13 protein-coding genes and 1 CRISPR repeat array (1 of these 14 running past the window's edge) are annotated in these 14,270 nt (G+C 65.6%); of the genes, 9 read left to right on the top strand and 4 right to left on the bottom strand.

Annotation, left to right across the window (positions count from 1 at the left end):
* A CRISPR array of direct repeats spans positions 1-485; the repeat unit is 29 nt; unit sequence GTGTTCCCCGCACCCGCGGGGATGAACCG; it reaches 279 nt to the left of the window's first position.
* A 259-nt stretch (positions 486-744) separates the two neighbouring features.
* Positions 745-1,440, top strand: a complete 696-nt coding sequence (locus tag P5704_016555) for a hypothetical protein (protein WOF77650.1) — start codon at positions 745-747, stop codon at positions 1,438-1,440.
* Between the two features lie 57 nt (positions 1,441-1,497).
* Here P5704_016555 and P5704_016550 read toward each other — a convergent pair whose 3' ends face one another.
* From P5704_016550 to P5704_016535, 4 genes are all read right to left on the bottom strand, one after another.
* Entirely contained in the window at positions 1,498-2,097 is a 600-nt protein-coding gene (locus P5704_016550; GenBank protein ID WOF77649.1) for a hypothetical protein, read from the bottom strand.
* Positions 2,098-2,228: 131 nt separating this feature from the next.
* Positions 2,229-3,104 carry a hypothetical protein gene (locus tag P5704_016545; protein ID WOF77648.1) on the bottom strand — a complete coding sequence of 292 codons (876 nt, stop codon included), beginning with the start codon at positions 3,102-3,104 and terminating at the stop codon, positions 2,229-2,231.
* Between the two features lie 64 nt (positions 3,105-3,168).
* Complete coding sequence (locus tag P5704_016540) at positions 3,169-4,818, bottom strand: acyl-CoA dehydrogenase family protein (protein ID WOF77647.1); 1,650 nt, start codon at positions 4,816-4,818, stop codon at positions 3,169-3,171.
* 144 nt (positions 4,819-4,962) lie between these two features.
* Complete coding sequence (locus tag P5704_016535) at positions 4,963-6,963, bottom strand: 7TM diverse intracellular signaling domain-containing protein (GenBank protein WOF77646.1); 2,001 nt, start codon at positions 6,961-6,963, stop codon at positions 4,963-4,965.
* 221 nt (positions 6,964-7,184) lie between these two features.
* Between P5704_016535 and P5704_016530 the strand changes: the two genes are divergently transcribed.
* From P5704_016530 to ybeY, 8 genes are all read left to right on the top strand, one after another.
* On the top strand, positions 7,185-7,979 hold the full coding sequence (locus P5704_016530) for a hydroxymethylpyrimidine/phosphomethylpyrimidine kinase (protein WOF77645.1): 795 nt from the start codon (positions 7,185-7,187) through the stop codon (positions 7,977-7,979).
* Between the two features lie 14 nt (positions 7,980-7,993).
* On the top strand, positions 7,994-8,635 hold the full coding sequence (gene thiE / locus P5704_016525; protein ID WOF77644.1) for a thiamine phosphate synthase: 642 nt from the start codon (positions 7,994-7,996) through the stop codon (positions 8,633-8,635).
* Positions 8,636-8,690: 55 nt separating this feature from the next.
* A complete protein-coding gene (gene hemL / locus P5704_016520) occupies positions 8,691-9,974 on the top strand; it encodes a glutamate-1-semialdehyde 2,1-aminomutase (GenBank protein WOF77643.1) in 1,284 nt (427 codons plus the stop codon).
* Between the two features lie 8 nt (positions 9,975-9,982).
* Positions 9,983-10,606, top strand: a complete 624-nt coding sequence (locus tag P5704_016515; GenBank protein WOF77642.1) for a hypothetical protein — start codon at positions 9,983-9,985, stop codon at positions 10,604-10,606.
* A 116-nt stretch (positions 10,607-10,722) separates the two neighbouring features.
* The gene (locus tag P5704_016510; protein WOF77641.1) at positions 10,723-11,259 is read left to right on the top strand and encodes a tetratricopeptide repeat protein; all 537 of its coding nucleotides are present in this window, start codon (positions 10,723-10,725) and stop codon (positions 11,257-11,259) included.
* Positions 11,260-11,348: 89 nt separating this feature from the next.
* On the top strand, positions 11,349-12,662 hold the full coding sequence (gene miaB / locus P5704_016505; protein WOF77640.1) for a tRNA (N6-isopentenyl adenosine(37)-C2)-methylthiotransferase MiaB: 1,314 nt from the start codon (positions 11,349-11,351) through the stop codon (positions 12,660-12,662).
* A gap of 120 nt (positions 12,663-12,782) precedes the next feature.
* Positions 12,783-13,790, top strand: a complete 1,008-nt coding sequence (locus P5704_016500; protein WOF77639.1) for a PhoH family protein — start codon at positions 12,783-12,785, stop codon at positions 13,788-13,790.
* Positions 13,783-14,265: an rRNA maturation RNase YbeY gene (gene ybeY, locus P5704_016495; protein ID WOF77638.1), complete on the top strand. Its 483-nt coding sequence runs from the start codon at positions 13,783-13,785 to the stop codon at positions 14,263-14,265. The genes P5704_016500 and ybeY overlap by 8 nt, the downstream gene beginning before the upstream one ends.
* Positions 14,266-14,270: the final 5 nt, after the last annotated feature.

Below are 14,270 nucleotides of genomic sequence, written 5' to 3'. Positions count from 1 at the left end.
GACGCGACAGCGGCTGGCACTTTTCCGTGTTCCCCGCACCCGCGGGGATGAACCGGCTTCGAGGTTGTGCAGGTCGGTGGCGGCCATGTGTTCCCCGCACCCGCGGGGATGAACCGCTGGTGCAGGCACGCGAGGGCGAGCGAACCGCCGTGTTCCCCGCACCCGCGGGGATGAACCGTCCTCGCCCCTCTCTGGAAAACCCTCCCCCGAGTGTTCCCCGCACCCGCGGGGATGAACCGGCCGCTGCCGCCAAGGCTCAACCCGCAGTACCGTGTTCCCCGCACCCGCGGGGATGAACCGATCGGTTCATTCTTCATTTCTTGGCCTCTTTGACGTGTTCCCCGCACCCGCGGGGATGAACCGACTACCGACAAGGACTTCACCAAGACCGACACGTGTTCCCCGCACCCGCGGGGATGAACCGACCGCGAGGGGCTGATCGATCACCCACTGGAAGTGTTCCCCGCACCCGCGGGGATGAACCGCTTATTTGTGCCGGGTTCTTTACCAATCTTATGGTGTTCGGGGGTGAACCGCGCGCCGGTTGGACGCGGCCGCTCGCGGCGCCCGGGCTGGAGGTCTCGCTAGGGTGGCAAAGTAAGAGGTAGGGCTGGACGGCGGCCGAGCTGTACAGAGCTGGACATCGGGCTGTACGGCTGGCGTGTCTCGTGCTCCTGGTTCGCACACGTTTTGACCCCGGCGGGGCGCCGCGATATCGTTCGGCCACCATGGATAGGGGGCGGGATGGACTTGGAGCTATTGAGCGTGTTGGTATCGGTGGGCGTAGTGCTGGCGGGCCTGCTGGCCTATCTGATCTATTCCGCACTGGCCAGCGGGTTCGAAGCCCGTAGGCAAGCCGAGCAGGCGGCGAAAGAACGGCGCTGGGCGGCAGCTTTTGAAAGGCTCGAGGGGCGAGAGCTGGAATGCGAGCCGGAGCCCGCTTTGCCTAATTCGTGGTGGCCGGTCGTCCGGTTATGTGGGGGCGTACTGGCGCTCGTGCTGGTGCCAGGGCTTTTCCTCGCCTGGCAGGATAACGCCGCGCGCGAGGCACGGGAGGCGGAAAGGGACGCCCGGTGGGCTGCAGAGGATCAGCAGGCCGCAATCAGGAAACAGCGGGCGGATCCAGTGGAACAACGCCGCGAACTGGCATGGTTCGGCATGCGCGCAGCAGGCTTGCCGGTCGACCTGGCGGCCGTAAAGAACGTGCCGGGCGAAGCCGAAACCCGGGAGCTGGTCGCGACGGGGATCAACCTCAACGGACATTTGTGCGCGCGCGTAACGGCCATCCGGCCGCTAAAGCTGGACGGGGGATATGAGATAGAGTGCATTGAATACCGGGGCGGGTCGACGACGAAAACCTACATCATCCACGCCGGGCGGGGTTTCGCCTTCGTACCGGGTGCCGCCCCCGGATCGACCGAAGGCTGGATCCGGCCGTAGCCGCGACGGTCTATGACAAACATAGACCGTTCGGACACAAAAAAGCCCGGGCTCCGGTCAATAGCCGATTAGCGTTTCCATTGGCGTTTGCGGCGGAGCCTGGCCATCCAACCCCTTCGGCTGACGTGCGTAGAACTCCAGCGCACAGCGGCCGGCGAACGACCGAGGTCCGGTCTCCGGGGTGTCCTCGCTGCTACGCAGCAGGGCGATATCATAAAGCGATCGGGTATCGAACTGGCGGCCTCTCAGAACTCGAAGGGCCTCGAGGGTGTAGTCGTAGCACTCCGCCATGCGGCCGTCACCGGTCGTCACGCCCAGCCATCGCTCGAAACGGCGATTTATATGGACCCGGCCTGACTTGCTCAGATCCGGCGCGCACGTGGCCCAGGAATAGATAAAATCCGGAAATTGTGAGGGCTCAGCGCCCGACAGTAGCTCATGATGGCCGACCGCAAGATTGTAGGTGACTCCAGCGAGCCATGCGGATTCCTCGAATCGCAGCTCGGTCACATCCTGCAGATCGAAAGCCGGCTGGCTCCTGCATGCCTCCTCAAAGCCCTTGAGTTTCACGCCTGAGCGGCGCCGGCAAGCCGGCACCGTTTGAGGTGTTCCCCGCAACCGGACGGCGCCGAATGTGGCCAGAGCTGGTCTCAGCATTACCCCACCCGCGGGGATAAACCCAGGTTGTTGAACTTGCCCATCACCTGGCCCGCCTGTTCCCCACCTTCGCGAGGATGTGCAGATAGCGAGCGAATCGAAGAAGGCGCTATCGCTCTGCTGGGCAACCCTCAGACACTGATCGAGAGCCCCGCGCCCACCAGGGAAGGTCCGGCTCCGGGGAAGCCGCCGCCGAGGTTTCGGGCGGTGCTTTCGCTCTCGCCGAGCAGTGCCTCGATCTCCGCGAGCTGTTTGCGCGAGTCGGGATCGTCCGTTGCGCGGGCGCTTTTCACCAGGGCCAGCAGGGACTTGAGCCGGCGCACCACGTCCTCGATCAGTTCCGCGTCGTCGCGGCGCTGGCTCGCGTCGTCGGCGGTCGGTTGTTCGTCCTGCTTCGCCCGCTGCAGGTTTTCCAGGTACAGGCTCAGCGTCACGGCCGTTTGCGCGGCCAGGTCGTCGTCGATGTCCTGTCGTTCCTGTTCGGGTGATCGCTCGCCGGCATCCTCGATCGCGGCATCCTGGCCCGCGGGCGCCACGCTCGTTTCCTGCGGCCCGGCCTCCGCTTCACCCGGTGCCTCTCCCGATGGCGCTCTCGCGGACGCCGCGTTTTCAGCGCTGCCCGCATGCCCCGCGGCACCATCCGATCCGGCGAGCACCTTGGCGGCCTGGCCGAGCGCCTGGGCCAACTGGCGGATCTCCCGCAGGATGCCCTTGGAGGCGAGCCCGCCGCTGACCAGCATTCGCAGCATCTTGATACGCTGCTTGATCTCTTCGAGGCGTTGGCGGGCCGCTTCCTTTTTCGAGCTGTCGGCCTCGCGCAGCGCGTTCGACAGCGAGCGGGTGGCCTTGCCGGCCGAGAGCAGACGCTCGCGCATGCGTTCGCTGAACGATACCCGGGTCGACGACTCGGAGGGCTCCTGCGCGGCTTCGCGCGCGCCCCCTGGCGGTACGGCCGTACGCGAGGCCGGGCGCGCGAGGGCCGCGGAAGCGGATATGGGCTGGACCATTGCGGACTCCTGGCTGATAGCCAGGCTGTCGGCCAGGAGCCAGGCAAACTTGAGCCGCGCCCGCTCAGGCCAGGTGTGGCGCGCTGCGCTCCAGCAGCGCGTCGATATCCAGCCCCCGCGGCAGCGTGCCGTAGACCCGGCCGCGGCCTTCGAGGAGGCTGGCGATGAAGGCATCCGAAACGGCCGCGTTGCCGGCTTCGAGCAGCAGCTTGGCCTGCAGGCCGACGGCAACGTCTTCGGTGAGCTGACGGGCGCGGTACTGGATGTCCTCGCTGTCGCCGAAGGCGGCCTTCAGCCGCTGGATATGCGCCTTCAGGCGCGCGTCGCCGTGACCGTCGCCGAGCTCGGCGAACAGGACTTCGAGCACGCCCGGCTCCTTCGATAGCGCGCGCAAGACGTCGAGGCACTGCACGTTGCCCGAGCCCTCCCAGATGGAGTTCACCGGCGCCTCGCGATACAACCGCGGCAGGATGGTTTCCTCGACGTAGCCGGCTCCGCCCAGGCATTCGCTGGCCTCGGCGATCATGTTCGGCGCGCGTTTGCAGATCCAGTACTTGCCGACGGCGGTGACCAGACGGGCGAACTTGTCTTCGTGCTCGTCATGGCGATTGTCCTGGGCGCGGCCCATGCGCAGGGTCAGCGCCAGCGCCGCCTCGCTTTCCAGGGCAAGGTCGGCCAGCACGTTCTGCATCAGCGGCTGCTGCAGCAGGACCCGCCCGCCGACCTGGCGGTGCGCGCAATGGTGCAGCGCCTGGGTCAGGGCCTGACGCATCAGCGAGCTGGAGCCGATCATGCAGTCGAAACGGGTCGAGGAGACCATCTCGATGATGGTCGGTACGCCGCGCCCTTCCTCACCGACCATCCAGGCCAGCGCACCGCGGTATTCGACTTCGCTGGAGGCGTTGGCCCAGTTGCCCAGCTTGTTCTTCAGGCGCTGGATATAGAACTGGTTGCGCGTGCCGTCCGGCCGATGGCGGGGCAGCAGGAAGCAGGACAGGCCCTTGTCGGTCTGCGCCAGGGTGAGGAAGGCATCGCACATCGGCGCCGAGCAGAACCATTTGTGCCCGACCAGCTCGTAGGCCTGCCCGGGGCCAGCGGCGCCGACCGGATAGGCGCGGGTGCTGTTGGCGCGTACGTCGGTGCCGCCCTGTTTCTCGGTCATGGCCATACCGATGGTGACACCGGCTTTCTGCTCCATCGGCAGGTTGCGCGGGTCATATTCGCGGGCGAGGATCTTCGGCAGCCAGCGCTCGGCAAGATCCGGCTGCAGGCGCAGCGCCGGTACGCTGGCGTAGGTCATGGTCAGCGGGCAGCTGCTGCCGGCCTCGGCCTGGTTGTGCAGGTACATCAACGCCGCGCGCGCCACCTGTGCGCCGAGCTGCGGATCAGCCCAGGGCAGCGAGGGGATGCCGTGCTCGATGGCCGCACGCATCAGCTCGTGATAGGCCGGGTGAAACTCCACCAGGTCGATGCGATGACCATAGCGGTCATGACTCTTGAACACCGGCTTGTTCTCGTTGGCGAGAAAACCGGCCTGCATCAACGGACCGCCGGCAAGCGCACCGTAGGCATCCAGGCGTTCGTCCGCCCAGCCGGCGTGGTAGCGCTGCACCCATTGCTGCAGCGGCAGGTCGATACGGTAGAGGTTGGCGCCGTCGAGGGGCGGCACCTGGTTGGTGACCTCGTGGGTTTCGGCGCAACTTTGCGGATTCATCTGGGCGTCCTCCTTCAATACCGGCACAGCTGTCAGCAAGCGTAGCCGGCCTGGGCGGGGCGCCGGCCGCGCGGCAATGGATCAGCAGTGAAACATGCTGCGCGACGAGGATTGAAGCGAGGTATCGGCCAAAAGGTCCGCGCGTCAGGCAATCGGCGCGCAGGGCGGAAGATCGTTCGCACGGCCTGCGGCGGGCCCATCCGTCGCGCTCAGCGGCAGGCGCAGACGCACGCAGAAGCGACTGCCCAGGCCGGGCCGTGATTGCTGATCGAGCTGCCCACCCATCACCTCGATCAGCCCCCGGCTGATTGCCAGGCCGATACCGAGGCCGCCGTAGCGCCGGGTCATGGAGCCGTCGACCTGACGGAACTGGTGATAGAGAAATGCCAGGTCGGCGTCGCTGAAGCCTATGCCGCTGTCGACGACCTCGACATTCAGCAGCAGTTCGCGCTGCTCCAGCGCACCAGCGAAACGCAGCGTGACAGCCCCACGGGAGGTGAACTTGACGGCGTTGTCGAGTAGATGGCAAATGCTCTGTTCCAGCTTTTCACCATCTCCGTACACGCGGTCAGGCAGCTTCTCGTCGAACTCGAGATCGAAGACCAGGCCCTTGTCCTGCGCCCGCGGGGCGAACTGCTGCTGCAGCCGTGCGGCGGTTTCCCGCAGACTGAAGCGTTGATCCTGCAGGCGCAACTTGCCGGCGCGCAGTTCGCTGAGCACCAGGATGTTGTTGACCAGACGCATCATGTCGCGCGCCGAGCCGGTGGCGATGTGTTGGTACTGTTGCAGCTCTTCCGGCGTATCCGAGCTGGGCAGCAGCTCCAGCGCGCCCATCACGCCCATCATCGGCGTGCGCAGCTCGTGGCTGATATTGGAGAGGAATTCGTCCTTGAGCCGGTTGCTCTCGGCCAGCTCGCGGTTCAGTTGTTCCAGCTCGGCACGGGCGTTTTCCAGGATCTTCGCTCGCTCGTCCTTCAGCCCGTTGATGCGGTCGGCCAGCGCCATCGACAGCAGCACCACCTCCAGCGCAGCACCTAGCTGGCTGGCGTACATGGTCAGGAAGTTGTGTGGCAAGTGCCCGAGCACCATCAGCGTGTTGATCTGCCCGCCGACCAGCAGCGCGCTCCAGGCGATGATGAAGTAGCGCGCCACACGCATGCCGCGCAGCCAGGCCAGGATGCCGGCGGCAAACACCACCAGGGTAAACAGCAGCGCCAGCGCGGTGGCCAGGCGCAAGGCCACTCCGTAATCGGCGGCCATGGCGAGCGCCATCACCAGCACGGAGAAGACAATGATCAGCCGCAGCAGCCAATCCACCCAGCGGCTGTGCTCCGCGGTGCGCAGAAAGCTGCGGGTGAACAGGCAGCCGAACAGCCCGGTGGCCCCGATCAGCAGCGGCGTCGCGGCATTGGCCCACCAGGGGCGATCCGACCAGAGAAACTGCACACCGGCGCCGTTCACCGAGACCTGATAAAGACCGAATGCGGCGATGTAGAGGATGTAATAGAGGTAGCTGGGATCGCGGATGCTGATATAGATGAACAGGTTGTAGACCAGCATCGCCAGCAGTACGCCGTAGATCATGCCCAGCACATAGAGCCGCCCGGGTTGCGCCTCAAGATAGGCGTGATGCGACCAGAGACTCAGGGGCACCTGGATCGAACCCTCGCTTTGCACGCGCAGGTACAGGCGCTGGGGCCGATCAGTCGGCAGCTGCACTTCGAACAGGTAGTTGCCCTGGCCGATCTCGCGGCTGGCCCAGGGGCGGGTGTCGCCGGTGTCACGCGCCAGGCGGTAACCGCCTTTGCCGTCAGGCAGGTACAGCTGCAGGCTGTCGAGCGGCGGATAGGCCACCTCCAGCAACCAGCGTCGCGCGCCTTGCACGGTTTGCGGACGGTAATGCAGATCGACGCGCACCCAATGCGCGGAGCGCGAATAGCCGGCGTTGAACACCGCGGTCCGGTGAGGCAGGAAGTGACTTTCGAACGCGGGCGAGGCGACTTCGTCGATTTGCGCGTCGCCAAGTGGATCCTCGAACACCCGCATGAGCTGCCCGAGTGGCAGGTGACGGGTGTGTTCGTCCAGTTCGACAGCAGCGGCCAGGGCCGGCAAGAGAGCCAGGATGAGCAGGAAGACGTACCGCATGATGCCTCGTGCAGGCCAGACGACGAAAACGGATTCACGCCCTGCGAACCCCGCCACCCGACCCGAAAACCAAAGTGCCAGCAATCTACCACAGCGATGGTTGCAGCCGGAAAAGACGAATGTCTGCCGGATCGCTGGCCCGATGGCCGGCGGGCGCCGCGCTGGCGGGACGCACAACTGCCACGTCCCGCCAGCGCTGTTTGGTGATAAGCTCGCACGCCATGAAAAACCCTACTTCAAGACCCGTCGTCCTCTGTCTGTCCGGCCATGATCCCAGCGGCGGCGCCGGCCTGCAGGCGGACATCGAAGCCCTTCTGGCGCAGGCCTGTCACGCTGCACCGACCGTCACCGCACTGACCGTGCAGGACACCGTCAACGTCACCGACTTCCGCGTCCTCGACCGCGAATGGGTGCTCGCCCAGGCCAACGCGGTGATCGCCGATATGCCGATCGCGGCAGTCAAGCTCGGCATGCTCGGCTCGGTGCAAATGGTCGAGACCGTTCTCGAGATCATGGCCAAGCTGCCCGGCGTGCCGCTGGTCTGCGATCCGGTGCTGCGCGCCGGTGGCGGCGGCGCGCTGGGCAAGGATGATGTCGGCTTCGCCATGCGCGAGCGACTGTTCCCGGTGTCGACCATCGCCACGCCGAATCTGCCGGAAGCTCGCATCCTCGCCGAACTGCCCGAGGGCAGCGCCGACGAATGCGCCGAACGCCTGTTGCCGCATATCCGCAACCTGCTGATCACCGGCGGCCACGGCGATGAAAGCGAAGTGCATAACCGTCTTTACTGCCGCGATGGTAGCCGCCACGATTTCACCTGCGCGCGCCTGCCCGGCAGCTATCACGGTTCCGGCTGCACCCTGGCCAGCGCCCTCGCCGGACGCCTGGCGCTGGGCGAGGAGCTGACCAGTGCTGTCCGCTCGGCGCTCGATTACACTTGGCGCACCCTGCGCGATGCCGAGGCGCCCGGCCATGGGCAATTCGTCCCGCGGCGCCTGCCACTGGACCTGGTCTGACTGGAGAGCAGCGCATGAAGGACTCGACCCGCCTGCGCGGCCTGTACGCCATCACCGACAGCAAGTTGCTCGCCGAGGGCCGTTTGCTCTCGTATGTCGAAGCCGCATTGAAAGGTGGCGCCCGCCTGCTGCAGTACCGCGACAAATCCAGTGACGAGGCCCGTCGCCTGCGTGAGGCCGATGCGTTGCAGGAACTCTGCGCCCGCCATGGCGCGCAACTGATCATCAACGACGATGCCGAGCTCGCCGCGCGACTGGGCGTCGGCCTGCATCTGGGCCAGGAAGATGGCTCGCTGGCCGCCGCCCGTGCCCTGCTCGGCCGCCAGGCAATCATCGGCGCCACCTGCCATGCGCAGCTGCCGCTGGCCGAACAGGCCGCGCGTGACGGCGCCAGCTATGTCGCCTTCGGCCGCTTCTTCCAGTCGCAGACAAAGCCGGGGGCACCCTCGGCCGATCCCGAACTGCTGCGCGAAGCTCGCGCCCGCATCGGCCTGCCGATTGTCGCTATCGGTGGCATCACGCCGGAAACGGCACCGCGCCTGATCGCCGAGGGCGTGCAGATGATCGCCGTGGTGCACGCGCTGTTCGCCGCTGACAGCCCGACCGAGGTCGAGCGCCGCGCCCGAGCGTTCAGCCAGCTGTTCAATACCCCCTGATTCCGCCACGGCTGACCCGCCATTCGGCGCTCAGCCCCTGCTTTGCGAGGCCCGCATGTCCCGTTCCGAAACCCTTTTTGCCGCTGCCCAAACCCACATCCCTGGCGGCGTCAACTCCCCCGTACGCGCCTTTCGCAGCGTCGGCGGTACCCCGCTGTTTTTCAAACACGCCGCCGGCGCCTATGTCATCGACGAGGATGACAAGCGCTACGTCGACTACGTCGGCTCCTGGGGCCCGATGATTCTCGGCCACAGCCATCCCGAGGTGCTCGATGCCGTGCGCCGCCAGCTCGAGCACGGGCTGTCCTACGGCGCGCCGACCGCCATGGAAACCGAGATGGCCGAACTGGTCTGCCGCTTGGTGCCGTCCATGGAGATGGTACGCATGGTCAGCTCCGGTACCGAAGCGACCATGAGCGCGATCCGCCTGGCCCGTGGCTACACCGGCCGCGACGCCATCATCAAGTTCGAAGGTTGCTATCACGGTCACTCCGACAGCCTGCTGGTCAAAGCCGGCTCCGGCGCCCTGACCCAGGGCGTGCCGAGCTCGGCCGGGGTACCGGCGGATTTCGCCAAGCACACCCTGACTCTGGCCTACAACGACCTCGCCGAAGTCGAGGCCACGCTGAAGGAAAAGGGCGAGCAGGTCGCCTGCATCATCGTCGAGCCGGTCGCCGGCAACATGAACTGCGTCCCCCCGGCGCCAGGCTTCCTCGAAGGCCTGCGCACCCTGTGTGACGCGCATGGCGTGGTGCTGATCTTCGACGAAGTGATGACCGGGTTCCGCGTCGCCCTCGGCGGCGCCCAGGCCTACTACGGCGTGACGCCGGACCTGTCGACCTTCGGCAAGATCATCGGCGGCGGCATGCCGGTCGGCTGCTTTGGCGGAAAGCGCGCCATCATGCAGCACATCGCCCCGCTCGGCCCGGTCTACCAGGCCGGCACGCTGTCCGGCAACCCACTGGCGATGGCCGCGGGCCTGACCACGCTGGGCCTGATCAGCCGCCCGGGCTTCCACGACGAGCTGAGCGCCTACACCAGCCGTATGCTGCAGGGCCTGCAGGACCGCGCCGATGCCGCCGGCATCCCCTTCGTCACCACCCAGGTCGGCGGCATGTTCGGTCTGTATTTCAGCGGCGCCGATGACATCGTGACCTTCGCCGACGTCATGGCCAGCGATGCCGACCGCTTCAAGCGCTTCTTCCATCTGATGCTCGAGGGCGGCGTCTACCTGGCACCGAGCGCGTTCGAGGCCGGTTTCACTTCTATCGCCCATGGCGACACCGAGCTCGCAATCACCCTGGATGCGGCCGAGCGCGCCTTCGCCAAACTCAAGTGAGCCCGACGATGGAGTTGCTGCAGAGCATTCTGCTCGCCCTGACTGCCGGCGCCAGCGCACTGCTGATCGGCCGCGCCCGGCGCCGTTACGGCGAAGCGGACCAGCCAGCGCTGTTCAGCGCACTGCTCGGCTTCATCCTGACGGCCGCCAGCGCTGCGTGCGCCGCCACAACTCTGCTTGGCATGGATCTGGAGCAAGCGCGGCAGTGGCTGGAGCGCGCCAGCCTGCTGCTCGGCCTGCCGCTGATTGCGATCGCTGCGCTGACCCTGGCGCGGCGCTGGGTGTGGAGTCGACCGAACTGGGGTCGTGTGGTGCTGGGGTTGTGCGTGTTCTTCGAACTGGCGCGGCAGCTGGGCTGGAACGAGCCCTACGCCTTCGGCGTGATGCTGACCAGTGCGCTGCTGGCGATCTACGCCGGCGCGCTGCAATGGCCGGCACGCCTGCCGACCCTTGCCGGCCTGGCGGCTGGCGCGCTACTGCTGGGCATGGCCCCACTGCCGAACGGTGTGTCGATCGCCAATCCGCTCGGCGACCTGGGTCCGCTGCTGTTGGCCATCGCCAACCCGCTGCTGACCATTCTGCTGGTGCACCTGCCGGGCAGCACACGCGAGGACGCTCCAGCAGTCGCATAAAAAGCCGATGACAGGCGGTTAAAGGCTTTGTAAGCAGACTGCAGCTTATCCATAATGTGACGGCTGGCTCGTTCCAGCCTTTCATTACCGCCCTGCTCCTCGAGGCGCCAGATTTCATGATCCGCACCGGCCGCATCCTGTCTTTGGGCTGTCTGCTGCTTCTCTCGCCTCTCTCGGCCATGGCCGGCGGGAATACCCTGCTGATCCCGGCGACCGCGCGCTGCGCGCTCGACACGCTTGCCGAAGAACTCCCCGAAGCACTGCGCAACTGCCAGCAGGCCGCCAGCGAAGGCGACGTGCAAGCCGCCTACGAGCTGGGCGAATTCCACTACGACGGCAAGCGTGCGCCACGGGACCTGGCCAAGGCACTGTACTGGTTCGAGCAGGCCTCACTACGCGGTCATGCCGCCGCGCAACACCGGCTCGGCGTGATGTTCTTCCGCGGTGAAGGCGTCAAGGCCAACAACGTGCAGGCCTACATCGTGCTGAAGATGGCCGCCGTGAATGGCGAGGACGATGCACTGGACACCGCCGACCGCGTCTCCGGACAGATGCGTCGCGACGAACTGGAAATCGCCACCCAGGTTCTCGGGCAGATCTTCCGCGACTACCTGATGCAACTGCAGGCCGCCGACGCGCCGCAGATCCCCTGAACAATCCTGCGGCATCCGCCCGCGCTTTCCCCTGCTCGGTCGTGGGCATATAATCGCCGGTCATTTTTTGCACAACGCCGGCCCGTAACATGACCCGCAAGCTTTTCATCGAAACCCATGGCTGCCAGATGAACGAGTACGACAGCTCGCGCATGGTGGACCTGCTGGGCGAACACCAGGCCATGGAGATCACCGAGAACCCGGCAGAAGCCGACGTGATTCTTCTCAATACCTGCTCGATCCGCGAAAAAGCCCAGGAAAAGGTTTTCTCGCAACTGGGTCGCTGGCGCGAACTGAAGCTGGACAATCCACAACTGGTGATCGGCGTCGGCGGCTGCGTGGCCAGCCAGGAAGGCGCGGCCATTCGCGACCGCGCCCCGTATGTCGACGTGGTCTTCGGCCCGCAGACCCTGCACCGCCTGCCGGAGATGATCGACGCCGCGCGCACCACGAAGAAGCCGCAGGTGGACATCTCCTTCCCCGAGATCGAGAAGTTCGACCGCCTGCCCGAGCCACGCGTCGATGGTCCCAGCGCCTTCGTCTCGGTCATGGAGGGCTGCAGCAAGTACTGCACCTTCTGCGTGGTGCCCTACACCCGCGGCGAGGAAGTCAGCCGCCCGCTGGCCGACGTGCTGGCGGAAATCGTCCACCTGGCCGAGAACGGCGTGAGGGAAGTCACCCTGCTGGGGCAGAACGTCAACGGCTATCGCTACGACGGCCACGACTTCGCCGACCTGCTGCACGCCGTGGCCGCGATCGAAGGCATCGGTCGCATCCGTTACACCACCAGTCATCCGCTGGAGTTCTCCGACGCGATCATCCAGGCCCATGCCGACATCCCGCAGCTGGTGAAGTACCTGCATCTGCCGGTACAGGCCGGTTCCGACCGCATCCTCGCGGCGATGAAGCGCAACCACACCGCGCTGGAGTACAAATCGCGCATCCGCCGGCTCAAGGCCGCGGTGCCGGACATCCTGATCAGCTCGGACTTCATCGTCGGCTTCCCCGGCGAGACCGACAAGGACTTCGAACAGACCATGAAGCTGATCGAAGACGTCGGCTTCGACTTCTCCTACTCCTTCGTCTATAGCTCCCGCCCCGGCACCCCGGCCGCGGACCTGGTCGACGACACCCCGGACGAGGTGAAGAAGCAGCGCCTGGCGATCCTCCAGCAGCGCATCAATCAGCAGGGTTTCGAGAACAGCCGACGGATGGCAGGCACCACTCAGCGCATCCTCGTCAGCGACTACTCGAAGAAGGACCCCGGCATGCTGCAGGGTCGTACCGAACACAATCGCATCGTCAATTTCCGCTGCGACAACCCGCGACTGATCGGCCAGTTCGTCGACGTGCACATCGACGACGCGCTGCCGCACTCGCTACGTGGCACCTTGCTAGCTTGAGAACCGGGAATGCGGCCCCCATGTGATTGCATCGGGGCCGCGTCTGCGCTTTCCGCTTTGCGCCCGCGGCGCTATTCTTCCCCCACCACTTCGCCGACCACGGCCACATACTAAAAGCCCTTGAACGCACCCATAGAACCGCATCGTTTCACCCTCGAACCCTTTGAAGCCCGTCGCTTCGCCAATCTCTGCGGCCAATTCGACGAGCATCTGCGCCTGATCGAACAGCGCCTGGAACTGGAAATCCGCAACCGCGGCAACCAGTTCGAGCTGATCGGCCCCACCGACGTGGCCAAATCTGCCGAACAGCTGCTGCGCCGGCTGTACCGGGAAACCAAGAACACCGAGCTCTCTCCGGACATGGTGCATCTGTACCTGCAGGAATCCGGCATGGAAGAGCTGGCCAATCCGAATGCGCACCAGGGCGTCGCCCTGCGTACCAAGAAGGGCATGATCCGCCCGCGCGGCGCGAATCAGCAGCGCTACGTCAAAGCCATCCTCGACAACGACATCAACTTCGGCGTCGGCCCGGCCGGTACCGGCAAGACCTACCTCGCCGTCGCCTGTGCCGTGGACGCGCTGGAGCGTGAACAGGTGCGCCGTATTCTGCTGGTACGCCCGGCGGTGGAAGCCGGCGAGAAGCTCGGCTTCCTGCCCGGCGACCTGGCACAGAAGATCGACCCCTACCTGCGGCCGCTCTACGACGCACTCTACGAGATGCTCGGCTTCGAACACGTGGCGCGGCTGATCGAGAAACAGGTGATCGAGATCGCCCCGCTGGCCTACATGCGCGGCCGCACGCTGAACAACAGCTTCATCATTCTCGATGAAAGCCAGAACACCACCCAGGAACAGATGAAGATGTTCCTTACGCGGATCGGCTTCGGCTCCACCGCGGTGATCACCGGCGACATCACCCAGGTCGACCTGCCTCGCGGCACCAAGAGTGGCCTGGCGCATGTCATCGAGGTGCTCAAGGACGTCAACGGCATCAGCTTCACCCACTTCAAGCCCAAGGACGTGGTGCGTCACCCACTGGTGCAGCGCATCGTCGAGGCTTACGAGTCCTTCGAGGATCGTCAGTCGCCGGCCAGTAAGCGTGCCGCGCAGGACGCCAGCGATGATTGAGCTCGACCTGCAGTTAGCCAGCACGGGCGCTGCGCCGGCGCTCGCCGATCTGCAGCGCTGGTGCGAACTGGCGCTACGTCAGCGCAGCGGCGACTCGGAGCTGACCATTCGCCTGGTGGACGAGGCAGAAGGGCGCGAGTTGAACCGCACCTGGCGGCAGAAGGACTACGCGACCAACGTGCTCTCGTTCCCGGCAGACGTTCCCGACGAATTGCTGGACATCCCGCTGCTCGGCGACCTGGTCATCTGCGTACCGGTGGTCGAGCGCGAAGCCGCGGCACAGGGCAAGACTCTGGCGGCACACTGGGCACATCTGGTTATCCATGGCTGTCTGCATCTGCTCGGCTACGATCACATCGACGATGCCGAAGCCGAAGAGATGGAAGAGCTGGAGCGTCAATTGCTGGCCGAACTGGGTCATCCCGACCCCTATGCCGAAGAATCGCCCGTCATGGGCACTTGCAAGGACTCTTGAGTCAA

The organism is Pseudomonas sp. FeN3W (assembly GCA_030263805.2).
Classification (GTDB): domain Bacteria; phylum Pseudomonadota; class Gammaproteobacteria; order Pseudomonadales; family Pseudomonadaceae; genus Stutzerimonas; species Stutzerimonas stutzeri_G.
Note: the sequence above shows the minus strand (reverse complement) of the source record. Positions and strands in the feature narration are given on the sequence as shown.